The sequence below is a fragment of the Psychroserpens citreus genome (assembly GCF_055686305.1).
The window spans coordinates 2,470,521-2,491,195 of record NZ_CM145999.1 but is presented as its reverse complement, the minus strand read 5'-3'; the positions used below and the strand labels follow the sequence as shown (position 1 = coordinate 2,491,195).

Annotated in this window: 21 protein-coding genes; 17 read left to right on the top strand and 4 right to left on the bottom strand. The window is 34.7% G+C overall.

Annotation, left to right across the window (positions count from 1 at the left end; genetic code table 11):
- Positions 1-29 precede the first annotated feature (29 nt).
- The 16 genes from rsfS to ACTU6T_RS11210 all read left to right on the top strand — a co-directional run bounded on the left by rsfS (position 30) and on the right by ACTU6T_RS11210 (position 14,262).
- Positions 30-401: a ribosome silencing factor gene (rsfS, locus tag ACTU6T_RS11285; RefSeq protein ID WP_460218299.1), complete on the top strand. Its 372-nt coding sequence runs from the start codon at positions 30-32 to the stop codon at positions 399-401.
- A 36-nt stretch (positions 402-437) separates the two neighbouring features.
- Positions 438-2,405 carry an ATP-dependent zinc metalloprotease FtsH gene (gene ftsH, locus ACTU6T_RS11280; RefSeq protein WP_460218298.1) on the top strand — a complete coding sequence of 656 codons (1,968 nt, stop codon included), beginning with the start codon at positions 438-440 and terminating at the stop codon, positions 2,403-2,405.
- 114 nt (positions 2,406-2,519) lie between these two features.
- Positions 2,520-3,125 (top strand): LUD domain-containing protein, encoded by a 606-nt coding sequence (locus ACTU6T_RS11275; RefSeq protein WP_460218297.1) that lies wholly within the window; start codon positions 2,520-2,522, stop codon positions 3,123-3,125.
- Positions 3,126-3,947, top strand: a complete 822-nt coding sequence (locus ACTU6T_RS11270; protein ID WP_460218296.1) for a phosphatidate cytidylyltransferase — start codon at positions 3,126-3,128, stop codon at positions 3,945-3,947.
- On the top strand, positions 3,937-4,590 hold the full coding sequence (locus ACTU6T_RS11265) for a phosphatidylserine decarboxylase family protein (RefSeq protein ID WP_460218295.1): 654 nt from the start codon (positions 3,937-3,939) through the stop codon (positions 4,588-4,590). Before ACTU6T_RS11270 ends, ACTU6T_RS11265 begins: the two co-directional genes overlap by 11 nt.
- Positions 4,587-4,853, top strand: coding sequence for an acyl-CoA-binding protein (locus ACTU6T_RS11260; RefSeq protein ID WP_460218294.1), 267 nt, complete (start codon positions 4,587-4,589; stop codon positions 4,851-4,853). Before ACTU6T_RS11265 ends, ACTU6T_RS11260 begins: the two co-directional genes overlap by 4 nt.
- A gap of 23 nt (positions 4,854-4,876) precedes the next feature.
- Complete coding sequence (locus tag ACTU6T_RS11255; protein ID WP_460218293.1) at positions 4,877-5,773, top strand: M28 family metallopeptidase; 897 nt, start codon at positions 4,877-4,879, stop codon at positions 5,771-5,773.
- 4 nt (positions 5,774-5,777) lie between these two features.
- Positions 5,778-6,857, top strand: a complete 1,080-nt coding sequence (locus tag ACTU6T_RS11250; RefSeq protein WP_460218292.1) for an NADH:flavin oxidoreductase — start codon at positions 5,778-5,780, stop codon at positions 6,855-6,857.
- A gap of 276 nt (positions 6,858-7,133) precedes the next feature.
- Positions 7,134-7,343: a hypothetical protein gene (locus ACTU6T_RS11245; RefSeq protein ID WP_460218291.1), complete on the top strand. Its 210-nt coding sequence runs from the start codon at positions 7,134-7,136 to the stop codon at positions 7,341-7,343.
- Positions 7,330-7,950: a hypothetical protein gene (locus ACTU6T_RS11240; RefSeq protein WP_460218290.1), complete on the top strand. Its 621-nt coding sequence runs from the start codon at positions 7,330-7,332 to the stop codon at positions 7,948-7,950. The genes ACTU6T_RS11245 and ACTU6T_RS11240 overlap by 14 nt, the downstream gene beginning before the upstream one ends.
- A gap of 274 nt (positions 7,951-8,224) precedes the next feature.
- Entirely contained in the window at positions 8,225-8,458 is a 234-nt protein-coding gene (locus ACTU6T_RS11235; RefSeq protein ID WP_460218289.1) for a thioredoxin family protein, read from the top strand.
- 64 nt (positions 8,459-8,522) lie between these two features.
- Positions 8,523-9,134, top strand: a complete 612-nt coding sequence (locus tag ACTU6T_RS11230) for a MarR family winged helix-turn-helix transcriptional regulator (protein WP_460218288.1) — start codon at positions 8,523-8,525, stop codon at positions 9,132-9,134.
- Positions 9,135-9,337: 203 nt separating this feature from the next.
- Complete coding sequence (locus ACTU6T_RS11225; RefSeq protein WP_460218287.1) at positions 9,338-9,589, top strand: hypothetical protein; 252 nt, start codon at positions 9,338-9,340, stop codon at positions 9,587-9,589.
- An 80-nt stretch (positions 9,590-9,669) separates the two neighbouring features.
- Positions 9,670-10,065 (top strand): hypothetical protein, encoded by a 396-nt coding sequence (locus tag ACTU6T_RS11220; RefSeq protein WP_460218286.1) that lies wholly within the window; start codon positions 9,670-9,672, stop codon positions 10,063-10,065.
- A gap of 76 nt (positions 10,066-10,141) precedes the next feature.
- Positions 10,142-10,897, top strand: coding sequence for a DUF5995 family protein (locus ACTU6T_RS11215; protein WP_460218285.1), 756 nt, complete (start codon positions 10,142-10,144; stop codon positions 10,895-10,897).
- A 128-nt stretch (positions 10,898-11,025) separates the two neighbouring features.
- Positions 11,026-14,262, top strand: coding sequence for a S41 family peptidase (locus ACTU6T_RS11210; protein WP_460218284.1), 3,237 nt, complete (start codon positions 11,026-11,028; stop codon positions 14,260-14,262).
- Between the two features lie 139 nt (positions 14,263-14,401).
- Here ACTU6T_RS11210 and ACTU6T_RS11205 read toward each other — a convergent pair whose 3' ends face one another.
- Both ACTU6T_RS11205 and ACTU6T_RS11200 read right to left on the bottom strand, forming a co-directional pair.
- The gene (locus tag ACTU6T_RS11205; RefSeq protein ID WP_460218283.1) at positions 14,402-15,316 is read right to left on the bottom strand and encodes a dimethylarginine dimethylaminohydrolase family protein; all 915 of its coding nucleotides are present in this window, start codon (positions 15,314-15,316) and stop codon (positions 14,402-14,404) included.
- Between the two features lie 147 nt (positions 15,317-15,463).
- A complete protein-coding gene (locus ACTU6T_RS11200; RefSeq protein WP_460218282.1) occupies positions 15,464-16,750 on the bottom strand; it encodes a citrate synthase in 1,287 nt (428 codons plus the stop codon).
- Between the two features lie 215 nt (positions 16,751-16,965).
- Here ACTU6T_RS11200 and ACTU6T_RS11195 point away from each other — a divergent pair, with 215 nt between their 5' ends.
- Entirely contained in the window at positions 16,966-17,718 is a 753-nt protein-coding gene (locus ACTU6T_RS11195; RefSeq protein ID WP_460218281.1) for a DUF481 domain-containing protein, read from the top strand.
- 151 nt (positions 17,719-17,869) lie between these two features.
- On the opposite strand, the gene eno is transcribed toward ACTU6T_RS11195, so the two are convergent.
- Both eno and carA read right to left on the bottom strand, forming a co-directional pair.
- A complete protein-coding gene (gene eno / locus ACTU6T_RS11190) occupies positions 17,870-19,162 on the bottom strand; it encodes a phosphopyruvate hydratase (protein ID WP_460218280.1) in 1,293 nt (430 codons plus the stop codon).
- Positions 19,163-19,454: 292 nt separating this feature from the next.
- Positions 19,455-20,558 (bottom strand): glutamine-hydrolyzing carbamoyl-phosphate synthase small subunit, encoded by a 1,104-nt coding sequence (gene carA / locus ACTU6T_RS11185; protein WP_460218279.1) that lies wholly within the window; start codon positions 20,556-20,558, stop codon positions 19,455-19,457.
- Positions 20,559-20,675: the final 117 nt, after the last annotated feature.

Below are 20,675 nucleotides of genomic sequence, written 5' to 3'. Positions count from 1 at the left end.
ATAACTTTGCACAAAATTAAATCAATTTAATGGCGAAAAAAAATACGAGTCCAGACCAACTAATAAGTACAGTTATTGCTGGAATTGAAGATGTAAAAGGAAAAGAAATTACAATTTTAGATTTAAGAGACATTGAAAACACAGTTTGTGACTACTTTGTTATTTGTGAAGGAACTTCTAATACCCAAGTAAACGCCATTGTAAATTCCATTCAAAAAAAGGTTAGCAAAGAGCATAAAGATAATCCTTGGCATATTGAAGGAAGTGATAATGCCGAATGGGTATTAATAGACTATGTAAATGTTGTTGTACATGTATTTCAAAAACACATAAGAGAGTATTACGATATTGAGAGTCTTTGGGGAGACGCTAAGACTACGATAATAGAAACGAGTTACTAAAACATTAAACAAAAACCACATTTGTGGTAATTATAGATGGCAAAAGACAATAAAAATTTAAATAAAAAACCAAAAATTAGTCCATATTGGATATACGGATTTGTTATTGCTGCATTTTTAGCAATACAGTTGTTATCTGGTGGTTTTGGTGGCTCTGATGGAAAAAAAATAAATCCATCAGAATTTTTCAATTTCATGGAACAAGGTGATGTAGCTAAGCTTGATATCATCAACAGGCACGAAGCAAGAGTATATCTTACTAAAGATGCCTTAACTAAAGAAGTTCATAAAAAAGCAAAACCAAATACCATCATTCCTTCGGTAACACCTCCTGCAAACTATACCTTTGAGTTTGGTGATCAAGAGTTATTTGAGAAAAAAATAGAAGCGATTAATGACGCCGATAATGGCATTTTTGTACCAATCGAATTCAAAACTGAAGAAAACCACTTAGGAAGTCTACTCATATCGTTATTACCATTTGTACTTATTATTGGTGTGTGGATCTTTATCATGAGACGTATGTCTGGTGGTGGCGGTGGCGGAGCTGGCGGACAAATTTTCAACATAGGAAAATCTAAAGCCAAGCTTTTTGATGAGAAAACTGATGTTAAAACTTCATTTAAAGATGTTGCAGGTTTAGAAGGTGCTAAAGAAGAAGTTCAAGAGATTGTTGACTTCTTAAAAAATCCAGAAAAATACACCTCTCTTGGTGGTAAAATCCCAAAAGGAGCCTTACTTGTTGGTCAACCAGGAACAGGTAAAACCTTATTAGCAAAAGCTGTAGCGGGAGAAGCTAAAGTGCCTTTCTTCTCATTATCAGGATCAGATTTCGTAGAAATGTTTGTTGGTGTTGGTGCCTCTCGTGTAAGAGACTTATTCAAACAAGCAAAAGAGAAATCGCCAGCAATCATATTTATTGATGAAATTGATGCTATTGGTAGAGCACGTGGAAAAAGTAATTTCTCAGGATCTAATGACGAACGTGAAAATACCTTAAACCAATTATTAACAGAAATGGATGGTTTTGGAACAAACACTAACGTGATTGTTTTAGCTGCTACCAATAGAGCCGATGTATTAGATAAAGCGCTAATGCGTGCTGGACGTTTTGATAGACAAATTTTTGTAGATCTACCTGACGTTAGAGAACGTAAAGAAATTTTTGAAGTGCACTTAAGACCTATTAAGCAATCTGAAAAATTAGATGTCGATTTCTTAGCAAAACAAACTCCAGGGTTTTCAGGTGCCGATATTGCTAACGTTTGTAATGAAGCTGCTTTAATTGCTGCACGTAATGGCAAGAAAGCTGTTGACAAACAAGATTTCTTAGACGCTGTAGATAGAATCGTTGGTGGCTTAGAAAAGAAAAATAAAATCATAACTAAAAACGAGAAAAAAGCAATTGCATACCACGAAGCTGGACATGCAACTGTAAGCTGGATGCTTGAACATGCCGCTCCTTTAGTAAAAGTAACCATTGTACCACGAGGACAATCTTTAGGAGCAGCTTGGTACTTACCAGAAGAGCGTTTGATTGTACGCCCAGAACAAATGCTTGACGAAATGTGTGCTGCACTTGGTGGTCGTGCTGCTGAAAAAGTAATTTTCGATAAAATCTCTACTGGTGCTTTAAGTGATCTTGAAAAAGTTACTAAACAAGCTAGAGCCATGGTAACCATTTATGGTTTGAGTGATAAAGTTGGAAATCTAACGTATTACGATTCGTCAGGACAGTCTGAATATGGTTTTACTAAGCCATATAGTGAGCAAACAGCTGAGCTTATTGATAAAGAGATTTCTGATATCATTGAGAAACAATACTTACGAGCAATTGACCTCCTAGAAAAGAATAAAGATAAGCTCACAGAATTAGCTGAAGTTTTACTCGAAAAAGAGGTCATCTTTAAAGACAATTTAGAGAAAATCTTTGGAGAACGACCATTCAAAAAAGAAATCGAAGAACGCCTTGTAAAATCGCCAAAAAACGACGAAGAAGAATAAGCGCTCTTTAACGATTATATCATATAAAAAACTTAAATTAATATCGCATTAGTTTAAGTTTTTTTATATTTGAGAAATACATTAATTCAATTAGGTTAATAGCTATTCCTATACATGAGTCTATTTCGTAAAATCTTCGGTTTAAAAAACACACCAGAAGACAACATAAAAAGCGAAGAGAGAGGCAAGTACATGCCCGAAATAAAGCTGCCCGTAGATGAACAATTCACTATAAATTTTAAGGCTAATGGCGGAAAATTTCTCTATTGCGAAAATATGGATGAGATTCAAGACAGCCTAAATGCCATTTTACAAGAAAATAATTGGCAAGATGATAAAGTATTATTATTTGATGAACGCTTAAATGATGTATTTAAAGGGTTTAATTTTAATACAACCAAACGTATCTCCGAAAGCACTTATTTTTTCTCTACTTGTGAATACCTCATCTCAGATGATGGTTCTTTGCTAATTTCATCGAACCAAATTGCTGAAAAGAAACTCAAAGAATTACCCGATAACTTCATCATTTATGCTACTACCAGTCAGTTTGTACAAAATATTGGAGAAGGTCTTCGTGGTATCAAAGGTAAAAATCGTGAAAAAATCCCAACAAATATTACGACCATAAAACACTTTAAAACCGTAGAAGATAAAGATTTTCTTACTTACGGAAGCAGCTCCAAAAATTTATATTTATTGCTCTTAGAAGATTTATAAATGAAAGAATACATTACAAGAGCGCTCTCTGGTTTATTATACGTATCGCTTTTAATTGCATCATTGTATTGGCAAAATGCACTCATAGCTCTCTTTTTTGTCTTTGGTATTATCTGTATGGCAGAGTTCAAAAAACTCATTCAACTTAAAAGTTTTTTTCCATATGTCATATTCTCAATACTCTACTTAGGATTTGCCTATTGGAAAATTATTGCAGACTCCGTTACAGGCATTGATGAAGCTTCTCAAATCTTACTAGCTGTTTCTATTTTTGTATTGCTTATTTTGATTAAAGATCTTTTTTCCGAGAAAACTATTCCGCTATTTAGCTCAAAGCGTTTTATTATTACCACCTTTTATTTAACAACAGGCTTTGTGTTCTTGATTTGCATTGCAAATTTCAACCATAACTTTACTCCTTTACTTCTATTAGGCGCTTTTATATTAGTTTGGATTAACGATACGTTTGCCTATTTAGTTGGAAAAAACTTCGGAAAACAAAAATTATTTCCAAGTGTGTCTCCTAAAAAAACAGTGGAAGGATTTTTAGGCGGGCTCTTTTTTGCATGTATCGCCAGCTATTTTATTTGGTATTTTACAGAGACCCTAACATTTACAAATTGGCTAATTTTAAGTATCATTGTAAGTGTCTTTGGAACGCTGGGCGACCTCATAGAATCAAAGTTTAAGCGTCAAGCTAATGTCAAAGATAGTGGTGTGATTATGCCAGGTCATGGCGGTCTTCTAGATCGTCTAGATAGTATTATCTTTGCAGCACCATTCATATTTTTATTTTTAAGACTCGTTACCTATGTTTCATAAAGAAGGCTATAAAATCATACTCATCACTTTTGTTATCGTTGCTGTCGCTGTTCTCATGATAGATCGATTTATTAATATTCCATGGTTATATTGGCTTCTTATGATTGGTATGTTGGTGTTACTCGTTTTAATCCTTCAGTTTTTTAGAAACCCTAAACGTCACACCCAACTTAATACCAAAACTGCAGTGTCTCCCGTTGACGGAAAAGTGGTGGTAATCGAAGAAGTTTTTGAAAAAGAAGTATTTAATGACAAACGCATTCAGGTGTCTGTATTTATGTCGCCTATCAATGTGCATGTCACACGTTATCCTATTGGAGGAAATGTAACTTATAGTAAGTATCATCCTGGAAAATATTTGGTAGCGTGGCATCCTAAGGCAAGTGAAGAAAATGAACGCACTACTGTTGTGGTTGAAAATGAACACTTCGGAAAAGTACTGTACCGACAAATTGCTGGCGCTCTCGCCAAACGAATTGTTAATTACGCGAAAGTTGAAGACAAAGCCATTCAAGGTACTGACTCAGGATTTATTAAATTTGGATCGCGTGTGGATTTGTTTCTACCGCTAGATGCCGATATCAAAGTAACTCTCAATCAGAAAGTGAGAGGCGGAGAAAGTATTATTGCAGAAAAAGTATGACCTCAGAAGAATTAGATATAGCGTTTAAAGATGCCGTAGCGCGAATCAATGCGCATACTGAACCTTTTCCTGCCGACTTCCTACTGCGTCTCTATGCTTATTACAAAAAAGCGACTAATAATTATGGTCGACCAAGTAGTAGCAAACCTATTATCAATGCTTTTAAAACCAATGCCTTGTTTCAAGTTCAAGATGTGTCCGAAGATGAAGCCAAGCGCATTTACATCGACCTTGTTGATAATTACTTTCTCTACAGGAAGTAACTTTAAAAACAAAATAGACCTCTATGAAATACATTGCCTCAATAGTCTTAACACTTATTGTTATAAGCATAAGTTCTGCTCAAACTGCAAATCCTTGGTACACCAGTATGGTCTCAAACACTTCGGAAACGAATATTCTAGAAGATCTGACCACTTTTGAAAACTTCGGAATTAAAAACGTTGGCTCTCAAGCCTTAACCAGTTGTGAAGACTGGATTACCCAACGCTACAAAACCTTAGGGTATTCAAATATCGAACGTCAAGCTTTTACCTATAAGGCCGGAACAAGCAACAACATTATTGTAACCAAAATGGGTACAGAATTTCCAGACACTTATATTGTGATTGATGCTCATTACGATACCATTAATGGTCCTGGCACCAACGATAATGGCTCAGGAACCGTATTACTATTAGAATTGGCGAGGTTACTCAAAGATGTGGATACCAAATATTCGATTAAGTTCATCCATTTTTCTGGCGAAGAAGACGGATTGTTAGGAAGTAGATATTACGTCAAACACAGTGTAAAAGCTCAAAAATTAGATATCAAACTGGTATTTAATATCGATGAAGTTGGAGGAGTTCAGGGCAAAACTAACAATACTATAGTTTGCGAACGCGACCAATCAAAACCAAAATCTAACGATAAGGCTTCGGAAATAGCAACCAAAAAACTTGCGCAGTATATGGAATGGTATTCTAATCTGAAATCGGAAATCGCTCATGCTTACGCTTCCGATTATATGCCTTTTGAAGATCAAGGGTTTGTAATTACAGGACTCTTTGAAAAACACGAATCGCCTGTTAACCATACTAAAGACGATAATTTAGCGCACATGGATGTTACCTATGTTTATGAAGTAACCAAAGGTGCTTTAGGTGCTGTCTTAGAATTTGCTGAAGCCATTAAACACTAAACTCATGCCATACCAAGCCAACGATACTGTAGTTTTCAATTGTGGTGTAAGCATGCCCAACCGGTTTATGTTAGCACCAATGACTAATACCCAAAGTCATGACGATGGTACATTATCTAATGATGAATATCATTGGCTTACTCTACGTGCCAAAGGCGGCTTTGGACTCACTATGACTTGTGCATCACATGTGCAAGAGATTGGTAAAGGTTTTCCAGGGCAGCTTGGCATATTTTCAGACGCACATATTGAAGGTCATAGACGTCTTGCTACTGGAATAAAAGCCGAAGACAGCTTGGCCATTATTCAACTGCATCATGCTGGTATGCGCTCTCCTTTTGAAGTCATCAACAAAAAAGCAGTCTGTCCATCAGCACATGAGAAGTACAATTCGCGAGCCTTAACTTTAGAAGAAGTACATGAGCTACGTGACGATTTTATTGCTGCGGCTGTACGCTCTCAACAAGCAGGTTATGATGGTGTTGAAGTACATGGCGCTCATGGTTATATTTTAACGCAATTTTTAAGCACAAAGATTAACCAGCGTACAGACGATTATGGAGGTTCACTAGCCAATAGATCACGCTTACTTTTTGAGATTATAGATGGTATTCGTGCTGCTTGTGGTCCCGATTTTATTTTGGGTGTGCGTCTGTCTCCTGAACGCTTTGGCATGCAATTACAAGAGATTAAAACCGTATCGCAACAACTCATAGACGAGCATAATATCGACTTTCTAGATATTTCGCTTTGGGATGTCTTTAAACAACCCGAAGACCCAGAACATCAAGACCAAAGTCTTCTCGAACATTTTGCTTCACTGGATTATAAAAACGTAAAATGGACCGTTGCTGGAAACATAAGAACAGGCAATGATGTACAAGGTGTGTTAGATGCTGGTGTTAACTTTGTCTCTATTGGGCGCTCGGCTATTTTACATCACGACTTCCCAAAACAGGTCTTGCAAAACCCTAGCTTTATACCTACTAACTTACCCGTTTCCAAAGCCTATCTCAAAGACCAAGGTTTAGGCCCCAACTTTATCACCTATATGACCCGTTGGGAGGGCTTTGTTGCCGACTAATCTCGTCTAAAAATACGTAGATCTACGTATTGTTTGGTCTTAGTATTCATTGTAGTTTTAGATTCAACGAATAAACTAAAACTGTTATATCCCTTGATTTAATCAGGATATGAATAGTTTTATTATTGGCAAAAGGAGTTCGCAATAGTTAAAAAATCTTATCTTTTTTAAAAATTCCGTACATTTAACCTACTCATATTCAGTGTTATGCGATTAAAAAGCTATCAAAAACAGATACACATATTGTTTATTGTGAATGAGAGTTTATAAAAATATATGAAACGTATAATATTACTTTTAGGAATTGTATCAATTTTATTTTCAATTTATTTCTTTTTGGAAATGTATGACATATTTCAAGATATTTTTAAAAGAGGATTCTTCAAAACCAACAAAGGAGACTTATTAAAACCTACATTATTGCTTGTTTTAGGAATATTTCTTATTTGGCCTGCACTTAAAAAATCTAAAAATGATGAAAATTAAATTATTATTTAGCCTGATAGTTTTTATTCTTAGCTATAATATAACAAACGGGCAGGAATTAAGAGTAGAACAGCATAAAGACACGACAGAACTAACAAATGTGTTAACCAAATTTATTTCTTGGATTGAAGATATAGATGATATATTAATGAAAATAGATGATAAGGAAAAACTAAAAAGAATTTATCGTAAACTCGGCAATGCATCAATTGATATTGATAATATCATTCTAGAAAAAGAAGATTTAGCAAATAAAATAATGATACTTGATGAAATAACTCGAAAGGATATAAACAATCTTCAACCATTAGTTTGGAATATTATACAGGATGTTGAAGATTTAAATATTAATTTGAATGACCTAAAAATGGAACTTTCTAGTACTGATCAAATTGAAGTAGATCAAATTATGGGTAATGTAAGAATTTCCAGCAATACTAATAGAATTCTTATGCTTGATGATATTCAAGGATTTTTATTTGGATATGACAACCCTTTGAAAGAATTAAAAAAAACTGTTGAAGAATCAAATTTATTATCAAAAAATCTTATGGACATGGTTCAAGATGCTAAAACAAAAATCAAATCTAAAATTAACACACTATAATCAACTACTGCCAACAACGTGTATAGCTAATTATTAAAACCTATACTCGGAAAATCCTGCGGATTCCTTTAATGGTTCGTGACTTTTCACTAACTTTAAGCTAGCCTACGCAATTAACCATACACGAACACGCTAGCAAAACACTAAAAAATTTCATCGACCCAATTCTTTAGTAAATCAACAAGATTATATTAAAAAATATTAATTTATTTTTTTAGTTAGGATTCCTTACTATATTTGTAAAGCAATAATGCATTAATTAACATATAGTAAAATGAGTAAATCAATTTTTTATCACGCAGGATGTCCAGTTTGTATAAGTGCAGAACACGACATTATTAATTTAGTTGGAGCTGAAAACGTTGAAGTTGTAAATATTGGCGAGAATCGAAATAGAATTTCAGAGGCTCAAAAAGCTGGTGTAAACTCTGTTCCCGCACTTGTAACACCAAATGGAAATACATTGCATATCAATTTTGGAGCATCAATGGCTGATGTAATAGGCTAATTTTTGCAATTTATTGTTAGGATTACTAACTTAGCCTGTCGCAATTTATTCGACAGGTTTTTTTATGAAGGAAAGTACATTTAACCCAAAACAACAAGAAAAAGATATTTCAAGTAAAATCGTTGCAGGAATGGAACGGATTTCAGAAGTATTTAAAGTCTTGTTGTGGGAAAAAGCTAAACTAGTAGGTTTAAGCCCAATTCAAATTCAAATACTTATTTTTATTGCTTTCCACAAACAGCAGTTATGTAATGTAAGTCATCTTGCAAAGGAATTTAATGTAACGAAACCTACAATAAGTGATGCTATTAGAGTTTTGAGTAAAAAAGGATTAATTATAAAAAATGTGTCTTCATCTGATAATCGCAGTTATTCTATATCGTTATCTGATTTTGGAAATGAAATTGTTTCTCAAACTTATGATTTTTCTAATCCTTTAAAGGAACAAGTTGATAAGCTTTCAACTTCAGAATTAGATAGTTTATTCGAAACTTTAAGTCAACTGATTTACAAATTAAATCGTAACGGAATATTAAGTGTTCAAAGAACTTGTTATGGCTGTAAATTTCATCATAAAAACAAAGGATCTGATTATTGTAATTTACTTCAAAAAGAATTATTAAATAATGAAATTAGATTAGACTGTCCAGAATTTGAGGAAAAAGGCAGCAGTTAACAACGTACGTTCAGCCTGTACAACTAACCAAACAATATGTTAGCGGTAAGCAAAAAAAGACCTTGATTAAAATACAAATGAATATTAACTTTATAAATTCATTGTTATGAATATTCTAAAAAATAATAACTGCAGTATGTAGCGTGCTTTTTTTTATGATTGGAATCGATAAGTTTTTTCCTTTTATAGACCCACCTTGCTCTTTGATAAATAACGTCTCTACAACTCTTTGGAAAATCCTTGGAGGCTTACAACTAGCAGCTGGCATACTTATTTGGTTCACTATACTAAGACGATATGTGGCTGGAATCTTTATAATTATTTTATTATTCTTTACAACATATCATCTTAGAGAGAATACGTATGACATTGGTGGCTCTATTTTTATGATAGTATTATTAGGGATATTAATATGGAACCCAAAGTTTTTAACGGGACAAAGAAATAGACTCTAAATGCTTATATTTAATATAATAAATGAGATTGAATAAAACTAGTTATGGTATAATATAAAGCAACTAAGATTTGAACTTAAATGGAAGCTAAAACAATTAAAATTTTGGAATGCTTTAAAATTGGTAAATATGAATCTTTTGCCGAAATCCAACATTCTGAAGATGGAATACCTCCTGAGACACAAGTTTACAATCAAACTTCAAATGAAACATGGATAGTTAAGAAAAGGGTATTTCATGGAATTCTAATTCTCACAAATTCTGAAAAATATTTTGAGTGTGAGACTGAAACTTCTCATGTAGATGCAGTATTCGCAAACAATCTAGAAAGATCAAAAGCTATTGAAAAGGAATTAGAAAAGAGAAATAACGGAATTTATCTTTACTTAATAAAACCCATCAATAAAAAACAGAGGATAAAACCCGAAAATGGTTGTATACTAAGAATAAAAACGAAACCTAAGCAACGTGTATAATTAATTCTTATTCAGCTTAGGCTCTGAATATCTTCTCGATTTATTTTCTATTATGAAACTAATTATATAATATCAAATGCCACGTCCAACCAACATACAGGAAATCCTCGATGCACTAGACCGTATCATTGAAGACAGCATGGCTAACAATAGTAGACTGGGTTTATTTGCCTATATCTACAGACGTACCACAGCAGAAATTGCCTCAGAGATTACCTTAGGAAATTTTGAGGATAATGCACGTTTAGAAGTCTTAGATGTAGCCTTTGCTAACTTATATCTAGATGCCTATCACGCCTATCAAAATAATCAAGAGTTAAGCAACTCATGGGCTTTTGCTTTTGATACGGCTCAAAAACCATTAAGTATTTTACAACACATCATGCTGGGCATGAATGCCCATATCAATCTCGATTTGGCAATTGCAACCGCAACTACAATGTCTGGACAAGAACTCAAGGCTATTGAGAATGATTTTAATAAAGTAAACGACATCCTATTTCAAATTACTAACGAGTTACAAAACCGCTTGAGTCGGGTCTCTCCGCTCCTGTTTATTCTAGACTGGCTCGGCAAAAATAAAGACGAACAAATTATCGATTTCAGTATGCGTAAAGCACGTGAGCAGTCCTGGAACTCGGCTAATCTGCTCTGGGCTCTAGGTGATGCCAATAATCAAGGAACCATAGACAATATCGACCAAATTGTTCTCAAAGTAAGTGAGCGTTTGGCAGCTCCTAAGTCGCGTGTGATTCGTTTTGTATTACGCATGATTCAAAAGTTTGAAACTAAAACGGTACGAACCATCATTTCAAAACTTAAAGCTGACTAAAATTAGCTTTTAAATTTCATTTCTTAACATAAGCATCAAGGATGCGCACTGAATTATTTTGTAAATTAGTAGCTCAACCAAAACTCTGAGTGCTATTTACTTACACTCAGTTCCAAAAATCAATCAAAATGAAAAAAATCCTTTCACTCGTTGCCCTTTTATTCGTATGTTTTGCCTTCTCCCAAAATAATCCACTTTGGTTAAGATATCCTTCGATATCTCCCGATGGGCAAACCATTCTTTTTAATTACCAAGGTGATATTTATAAGGTTGCGGCATCGGGTGGAGAAGCTGTACCTATGACACTTTCTGAAAGTTACGAATACAATCCTGTGTGGAGTCACGATGGAAAGCAGATCGCTTTTGCGTCTAACCGCTACGGTAATTTTGATGTCTTTGTAATGGCTGCCTCTGGAGGTGAAGCTAAGCGACTTACCTTCCACTCTACCAACGAAGTACCAAGTGATTTTAGTCGCGATAATTCAAAAATTATATTTTCTGGACTCAGACAAGATTTACATACCAATGCACAATTTCCTACGGGTTCTATGGCAGAATTGTATAGTGTACCAACCAAAGGCGGACGTGTGATGTTAGAGCTTACATCTCCAGCACACGATGCCACCTATAGCCCAGACGGAAACACACTCATATTTCATGATCGAAAAGGTTATGAAAACAACTGGCGTAAACATCATACTTCGGCAGTGACTAGAGATGTATGGGCTTATGATTTAAAGAACAACGCCTATACACAACTTTCAAATTTTAAAGGTGAAAATCGAAATCCAGTATTCGATAGTAATAACAATGATTTTTATTACTTATCCGAAGAAAACGGGTCTTTTAATGTGCATAAAAGCTCGATAAACAATCTGAGTCAAAATACTGCAATAACAAACTTTACAAAGCATCCAGTGCGTTTTTTAAGCTCATCAGACAACAATACCTTATGCTTTGGTTTTGATGGTGAAATCTACACCATGTCGCCTAATGGGACTCCACAAAAAGTAAATATTACCATAAACTATGACGGACGCTCAACACTAGATAAAATTGTCCCTGTAAATAATGGATTCAGAGAAACCGAATTATCACCTAATGGAAAAGAAGTTGTGTATGTCTTTAGAGGTGAAATTTTTGTGAGCAATATTGACAATGGCACTACTAAAAGAATTACGAATACACCATACCAAGAACGTAGTGTGAGTTTTAGTCCTGATGGAAAATCCTTGATTTATGCTGCCGAAGTAAATAATAGCTGGGGCATTTATGAAACCTCTATTGTAAGAGACGACGAACCTTACTTTTACGCCTCGACCTTACTCGATGAAAAAGAAATTGTACAAACAGATAAAGAAGAATTTCAACCTGCCTATTCTCCTGATGGAAAAGAAGTGGCTTATCTCGAAGATCGTACGACATTAAAAGTGATAAACCTAGACTCTAAGAGATCACGAACTGTAGTTCCGGCAAAACATAATTACTCTTATGCCGATGGCGATATGTGGTACCAATGGTCGCCAGATAGCAAATGGTTTCTTTTTCAGTTTGGACAACCAGAAGCTATTATGCAAGACGAAGTTGGATTAACAGAAGCTTCTGGAAAAGGTGAGATTCGTAACCTAACTCAAAGTGGTTATTTTGATTTCGCACCAAAATGGTCATCTGATGGAAAACTAATGACTTGGGTATCGACGCGTCAAAGTGGTCGTATGGAAAATGGCTTCCCTAATCAAGTTGATGTGTTCGCCATGTTCTTCTCTAAAGAAAGTTTTGATATTTTTAATATGTCTTCTGCAGATTATGATCTCTATAAAGAAATGAAGACAAAAAAAGATAAGGATAAAGACAAATCGGAAGATGACGATGATAAGAAAGATAAAAAGGATGATACTAAGGAAGATAGTAACGACCTAATCTTTGATTGGGATCATATGAGAGATCGCAAAGTACGACTAACAACACACACCTCTAATATAAGTGATTGGGTATTATCAAAAGATGGAGATAAGCTGTTCTATTTATCAAGATTTGAAGGTAGAAATGACCTTTGGGTATCCAATTTGAGGAAACGAGAAAACAAGCTATTTGCTAAATTAGGTGTTGGTAATGCAGGAATGGTACTCTCTAAAGACGGGAAATTTATTTTAATGATTGCCGATGGTAGACTCAAAACCATTAGCACGTCTGATGGCAAAGTAAAATCTATTAGAACCAATGGAGAGATGGTCTTAAAACAAGCAGATGAGCGCAACTACATTTTTAATCACAGTTGGCGACAATTACGAGATAAGTTTTATGTAGAAGACCTTCAAGGTGTTGATTGGGATTTTTATTATAAGGAATACAAAAAATTCTTGCCGCATATCAATAATAATTATGATTTTACTGAAATGCTCAGTGAAATGCTAGGAGAAATGAATGCATCACATACAGGAAGTGGTTATCGTCATAATGCTCCAAATAGTGATCAAACTTCATCTTTGGGAGTACTGTATGATTACAGTCATTCAGGAACTGGAGTTAAGATTGCTGAAGTCTTAATTGGTGGTCCTTTAGACAAAGCTGCGTCGAAAGTAAAAGCTGGTCATATTATTGAAAAAATTGACGGACAAACCTTAAGTCCGGACCTTGATTTTTATCAATTACTCAATAGAAAACGTAATAAAAATGTGTTACTGTCGCTTAGTGATCCTTCAAACAATACCAAATGGGAAAAAGTTGTAAAGCCTATTTCATTACGAGCTGAGAATCAACTCTTATATAAACGATGGGTAGAATCGAGACGTGCAGAAGTAGATCGTTTGTCTAATGGAAAATTAGGATATGTACATGTACGTGGCATGAACGATCCAAGTATGAGAGTTGTTATTGAAGAAGCTTTAGGTAAACATTTAAGTGCCGATGCTTTGGTGGTTGACACACGATTTAATGGTGGTGGAAATCTGCATGATGTATTATCAGACTTCCTAAATGGTAAAAAGTATATGGAGATTATTCCGCACGGACAATACGTAGGACATCAACCTAGAAGTCTTTGGGTAAAACCTTCGATTGTGGTCATGGGAGAAGGCAATTATTCTGACGCACATTTATTTCCAGTAGCGTATAAGATAAAAGGAATTGGTAAAACATTAGGGATGCCAGTTCCTGGAACAGGGACATTTGTATGGTGGGAAACTCAAATAGATCCTTCTATATATTTTGGAATTCCAATGGGAGGATGGAAACCTCTGGGACAACCCTTTTTAGAGAACAATCAATTAGAACCAGATATTAAAGTTCAAAACAAACCAGGCATAATGGCTAATGGTAGAGATCAACAAATTGAAGAAGCCGTAAAATCGTTATTACAGAACTAGTTGTTTAAATTCTGAGTGTATCAATCACAAACAGTGTTATCACCTTTGTGAATTGGTTGAAGCAATACAATACAAATGTTAAAAGTATAGTCTTAAATCAAAAACTTAAGGCTGTACTTTTTTAATATAGTAAATACTATTAATCTCTAATTAAAGGTAAGGTAGAACAACGAAGTAAGCCTTCCTGCTTGGCGATTTCACCATAAGGCACTTCCTCAACGGTAAAGCCTTGCTCACGCAACCAGGTATTTAAACGTGTAAAGTTTCGCTCAGAAATAATAACGTCTTCTGAAATAGAAAAAACGTTACTATTCATATTATACATTTCTTCTTTCGTGATTTCGAAGATGTTCTCTTTCCCGAAGAAATCCACCAACCATTCATATTCGCTCTCAACTAAAAATCCGTTTTTATGCAAAATAGCTTTATTAGTCCCTATAGGCTGAAAACAGCAATCCAAATGTAAAGCATTGTCTTTGGCTATGGTATTAGATTTACGAAGCTCAAAAGATTTTACTGTTTTATGAGGAAATAGTTCTTGGATGGCTATCACAGCATCCATATTGGTACGTGCAGTAATATAATCTGGATAGTCCTCACCTGAATAGGTTCCAATAAAGATATAATCATTCCAGGGCATAACGTCGCCACCTTCAACATGGCATTCTTCAGGTAAATGTACACGATTCGCTTCAGGAATCTTAGACCATACATGTTCTATAGCTTCAATCTCACGATCACGATCTGGTAAGATATTCGCGAATACAAAAGTATCATCAATGACAAAGCCAATATCTCGAGAAAAAATCTGATTATAATTTTCTATAACCCTTGGTCTGTAAACGGTAACATCATATTTTTTAAATACTGAAGCCACTGCTTCCATCTCTGGAATCATATCTTCCTCTTTAGGATAGGTTCCAGCTTTGATGTGTTCTGCCGATTTTGGATCGTAAGCGTCTTCTAATTTAGGGGTTGGACCTACACTTTCTGCAGTTCCTAAAACTACAGCGCGAAGACGAGCGGTTTCATTTTGTACGTTAGGTTGAATCATAGATTACAAATATAAAAAAAGTGCCTGTGATATGAATACGATTATTGCCTGTTTGAGTGAAATCGAAAGTAATAATATACATTTCGACTGCGCTCAATGTGACACGTATATTCTTTTATACAAGCACTTTCTTGGCTAAAGAATAGCCTATCTTTCGTTTATCTTTTTAAATGGTCTGTAGGTTTCACCAACATATAATTGGCGTGGACGACCAATTGGTTCTTTACGCATACGCATTTCTTTCCACTGAGCAATCCAACCTGGTAAACGACCTAAAGCAAACATCACAGTAAACATTTCAACAGGAATTCCCATAGCTCTGTAAATAATACCAGAATAGAAATCGACATTAGGATATAATTTTCTATCTACAAAATATTGATCTTCTAATGCTTCTTTCTCTAAACCTTTAGCAATATCTAAAATTGGATCTTCAACCCCTAAATCTCCTAAAACTTCATCGGCTGCAACCTTAATGATTTTTGCTCTAGGATCGAAATTCTTATAAACTCTGTGACCAAATCCCATCAAACGGAATGGGTCACTTTTATCCTTGGCTTTTGCCATATACTTTTTAGTGTCGCCACCATCTTCTCTAATTGCTTCTAACATCTCTAAAACGGCTTGGTTTGCACCACCATGTAATGGACCCCAAAGTGCTGAGATACCTGCAGATAAAGACACAAACAATCCAGCATGAGACGAACCTGTTATTCTCACAGTTGATGTTGAACAATTTTGTTCATGGTCTGCGTGCAAAATGAGTAACTTATCTAATGCATTCACAAGAATATCGTTTTGCTCATATTCTTTGTTCGGGCTCTTAAACATCATTTTTAATACATTCTCTACATATCCAAGGCTGTCGTCTCCATACTCTAATGGCAATCCATGTTTTTTACGCATGGTCCAAGCTACAAGTACAGGAAATTTTCCGAGGATACGTACAATCGCATTATACATTTGCTCTTCAGAATCTACATCAACAGACGAAGGATTAAATGCAGTTAAGGCACTAGTTAATGATGATAGTACACCCATTGGATGTGCAGACTTAGGAAAGGCATCAATGATTTTTTTGATATCATCATCTACAACAGAATGCGACTTGATGTCATCATGAAATTTATCCAATTCTTCTTGATTTGGCAACTCACCAAAAATTAAAAGGTAAGCCACTTCAAGGAAATCGGCTTTATCAGCTAATTCTTCAATAGAATACCCTCTATATCTTAAAATACCTTTTTCTCCATCAAGAAACGTAATAGCACTTTCACATGACCCCGTATTTTTGTATCCAGGATCCACAGTAATGACACCACCAGTAGAACCTCTTAAGGCTTTTACATCGATTGCAACTTCATCTTCTGTTCCTGTGATTAAAGGAAATTCATATTTCTGACCATTAATTTCTAGCGTAGCTTTATCTGACATATATATTGAGAATTTGTTTGTTTTTTGCGGAATGTAAAATTACGAAATATCTAAGGATTTACGAAGTCAAATTATAATCGTTTTAACAATTTAGATATTCATAAAATCGATAGTGAATCAACAGTCGTTTTTAGCAAATCTTCATTACATCTAAATCGGTTAATTTCTTGACTTACTAGTCTTAATTTTTAATTTTGCGCTACAAATTATTAGCTATGAAATACTTTATGATAGTGTTTTGTTTTGTTTCGATGACATGCTTTTCTCAAGTCGTCAATATCGAAACATTACGAAAACCTTTAGACTCAGCAAAATGGACAGGCTCTATTAGTCTTGATGTTTCACTTATTAAAAACACCAATGATATTTTTAGAATTGCAAATAAGGCTCATGTACAATATAATGATCGTACCAATTTATGGCTATTTGTAAACGATTTAAATTTTCAGAAAGTGGAAGGATTCTCTTTAGTGAATCGAGGTACGCAACATTTGCGTTATAACAGACGAATTTCTAATATCGTAAAATGGGAAGCCTTTATTCAAGCACAATATGACGCTATTTCTAGCATTGATTTTCGCGGATTATTAGGAACAGGGCCTCGTTTTAAACTCATTGGTGATGAGAATTACAAGTTTTATTTAGGCACATTAATTATGTATGAATATGAGAAAGCCGATAATGTCATTGCTAATCGTGTTCAAAAAGATATTAGAGGGAGTGCCTATTTATCATTTAGTATATATCCAACTGAAACCATAAGTGTTATTAGTACGAGCTACTACCAACCTAGAATTGATGCCTTTAGTGATTATCGTTTTTCGAGCAATACTTCTCTTCTATTTAAAATTCTTAAAGACCTAGCTTTTAAGACGAACTTCAACTATTACCATGATGCAGTTCCAGTGAGTAATGCTATTCCGAACACTCAATATGAATTGACGAATGGATTGTTGTATAGTTTTTAGAAATAGATGCTGGATACTGAGCGTAGTTTAAGTGTCCTGCCAAAAGACAAAAAAAGAGTTTCACTTCGACTGCGCTCAGTGTGACATAAATAAAAAAACCTATTCGAATTAACAAATAGGTTTTTTTTATCTTTCTTATAAGACAGATAAATTACTTCACTTTAAATGCTTTGTCCTGCGGATAGTAAGCCACTTCATCTAACTCTTCTTCAATGCGTAATAACTGATTGTATTTTGCCATACGATCACTACGTGACGCTGAACCTGTTTTAATTTGTCCTGTATTTAAAGCCACAGCTAAATCTGCAATTGTATTATCTTCAGTTTCTCCGGAACGATGTGACATGACAGATGTGTACCCAGCATTATGCGCCATGTTCACAGCAGAAATAGTCTCAGTTAAAGTTCCTATTTGATTTACTTTAATTAAGATAGAATTGGCAATTCCATTTTCAATACCACGAGATAAACGTTCTACATTGGTAACAAATAAATCATCACCAACGAGTTGCACTTTATCACCTATTAATTCTGTAAGGTATTTCCATCCTTCCCAATCATTTTCGTCCATCCCATCTTCAATTGAGATAATTGGGTATTTTGAAGCTAAATCGGCCAAGTAATCTGCTTGCTCTTTACTAGAACGCACTTTTCCTGAATCACCTTCAAAAATGGTGTAATCGTATTTACCATCTTTATAGAACTCGGCAGCAGCACAATCTAAGGCAATCATGACATCATCGCCTAACTTATAACCTGCGTTAGCAACTGCTTTACCAATAGTATCTAAAGCATCTTCCGTTCCACCTTCTAAATTTGGTGCAAAACCACCTTCATCTCCAACTGCAGTACTCAAACCTCTATCGTGTAATACTTTTTTAAGGTTATGAAAAATCTCTGTTCCCATTTGCATAGCGTGGGTAAAGTTTTTTGCTTTAACTGGCATCACCATAAACTCTTGAAATGCGATTGGCGCATCACTATGAGATCCTCCGTTGATGATATTCATCATTGGAACTGGCAATGTATTCGCAGATACACCACCAACATATCTGTATAATGGCATTCCTAATTCACCAGCTGCAGCTTTTGCTGTAGCAAGAGACACTCCTAAAATAGCATTAGCACCCAATTTTGATTTGTTAGCTGTCCCGTCTAAATCGATCATTAAGTGGTCGATTCTATTTTGATCAAAAACAGATTCACCTAATAATTCTTGAGCGATTACGGCATTCACATTTTCAACAGCTTTTAAAACGCCTTTTCCCATGTAATTATCATCACCATCTCTCAACTCTACAGCTTCGTGTTCTCCAGTTGAAGCCCCTGAAGGTACAGCAGCACGACCAAGTACTCCATTTTCTGTTACCACATCAACTTCTACAGTTGGGTTTCCTCTTGAATCTAAAATTTGTCTTGCATGAATATTAATTATAATGCTCATTATTTTTGGTTTATAATTGATTAATTTCTTTTTAAACTATTGAAAATAATAAAGACCTTTCGACTTACTTCGTAACCTATCTTCGTTCAAAATATATTTTGTCCTCAATAATGCTCAAGGTGACAATTTATAATACTACCTCTAATAGTGTTGTTTACAATTTGAATTTCAAATTTACGAAATAGTTGTCCTAAAACCCATCAGACACAGCAGAATTACATTTAATCTCTACTATAATGTTTTCGTAAAATAAAAATGTCAAAGAAAGTTGAATTTCCTTGACATTTCATCATTAGTTATTTTTGATATTGTTGATAAACTCATCAAAAAGATAGGTAGAATCGTTTGGTCCTGGACTAGCTTCAGGGTGATATTGCACAGAAAAGCAGTTCTTATTTTTCATTTTAATTCCAGCAACAGTATGATCATTTAAATGCACATGAGTTATATCGATATCAGGATGTGCTTCGGTCTCTTCTCTGTTGATGGCGAATCCATGATTTTGAGAAGTAATTTCTCCTTTAGTCGTTATAAGATTTTGAACAGGATGATTTATTCCTCGGTGGCCATTATGCATTTTATACGTCGATATTCCGTTGGCTAAGGCAATAACTTGGTGACCTAAACAAATTCCGAATAATGGCAGGTTACGCTCAATAATTTCTTTAGCAACGCTTTGTGCCTCAACTAATGGTTCAGGATCTCCTGGTCCATTAGATAAAAAATAACCATCTGGCTTAAAAGCTTCTAAATCTTCAAATTTAGAATTATAAGGAAACACCTTAATGTAAGCATCTCTTTTAGCTAAATTTCTTAGGATATTCTTTTTAATTCCTATGTCTAAAGCAGCAATTTTATAGGTTGCATTTTCATCCCCAAAATAGTAAGGCTCTTTAGTTGACACTTTAGAGGCCAATTCTAAACCTTCCATACTTGGCACTTCGGCAAGTTTTTTCTTTAGACCATCTATATTATCGACATCCGTAGAAATGACAGCATTCATTGCACCATGATCTCTAATATGGCTTACTAGTGCACGTGTATCTACATCAGAAATTGCTAACAAATTATGAGCTTCAAAAAACTCCTGTAACGATTTATCACCTGAGGGACGAGAATATTCAAAACTGAAATTTTTACAAATCAATCCCGCGATTTTAATCGAATTCGATTCAGACTCTTCAGTTAAAGTTCCGTAGTTTCCAATATGCGCATTGGTCGCCACCATTAATTGTCCGTAATAAGATGGATCAGTAAAAATTTCTTGATAACCAGTGGTTCCAGTATTGAAGCAAACTTCTCCAAAGGCTGAACCTTCTTTGCCTATTGATTTTCCGTGAAAAATCGTGCCATCTGCTAGGAGGATTAGGGCTTTTTTACGTTTATGGTATTTCATTTTATTCAAAAAGTTTTACAAAATTGCATAAAAAAAAGGATAATCTAAAATAGATTATCCTTTATATATTAAATGCTTATTAACACTCGATAATCGAGATTTATATAATACTAAAGC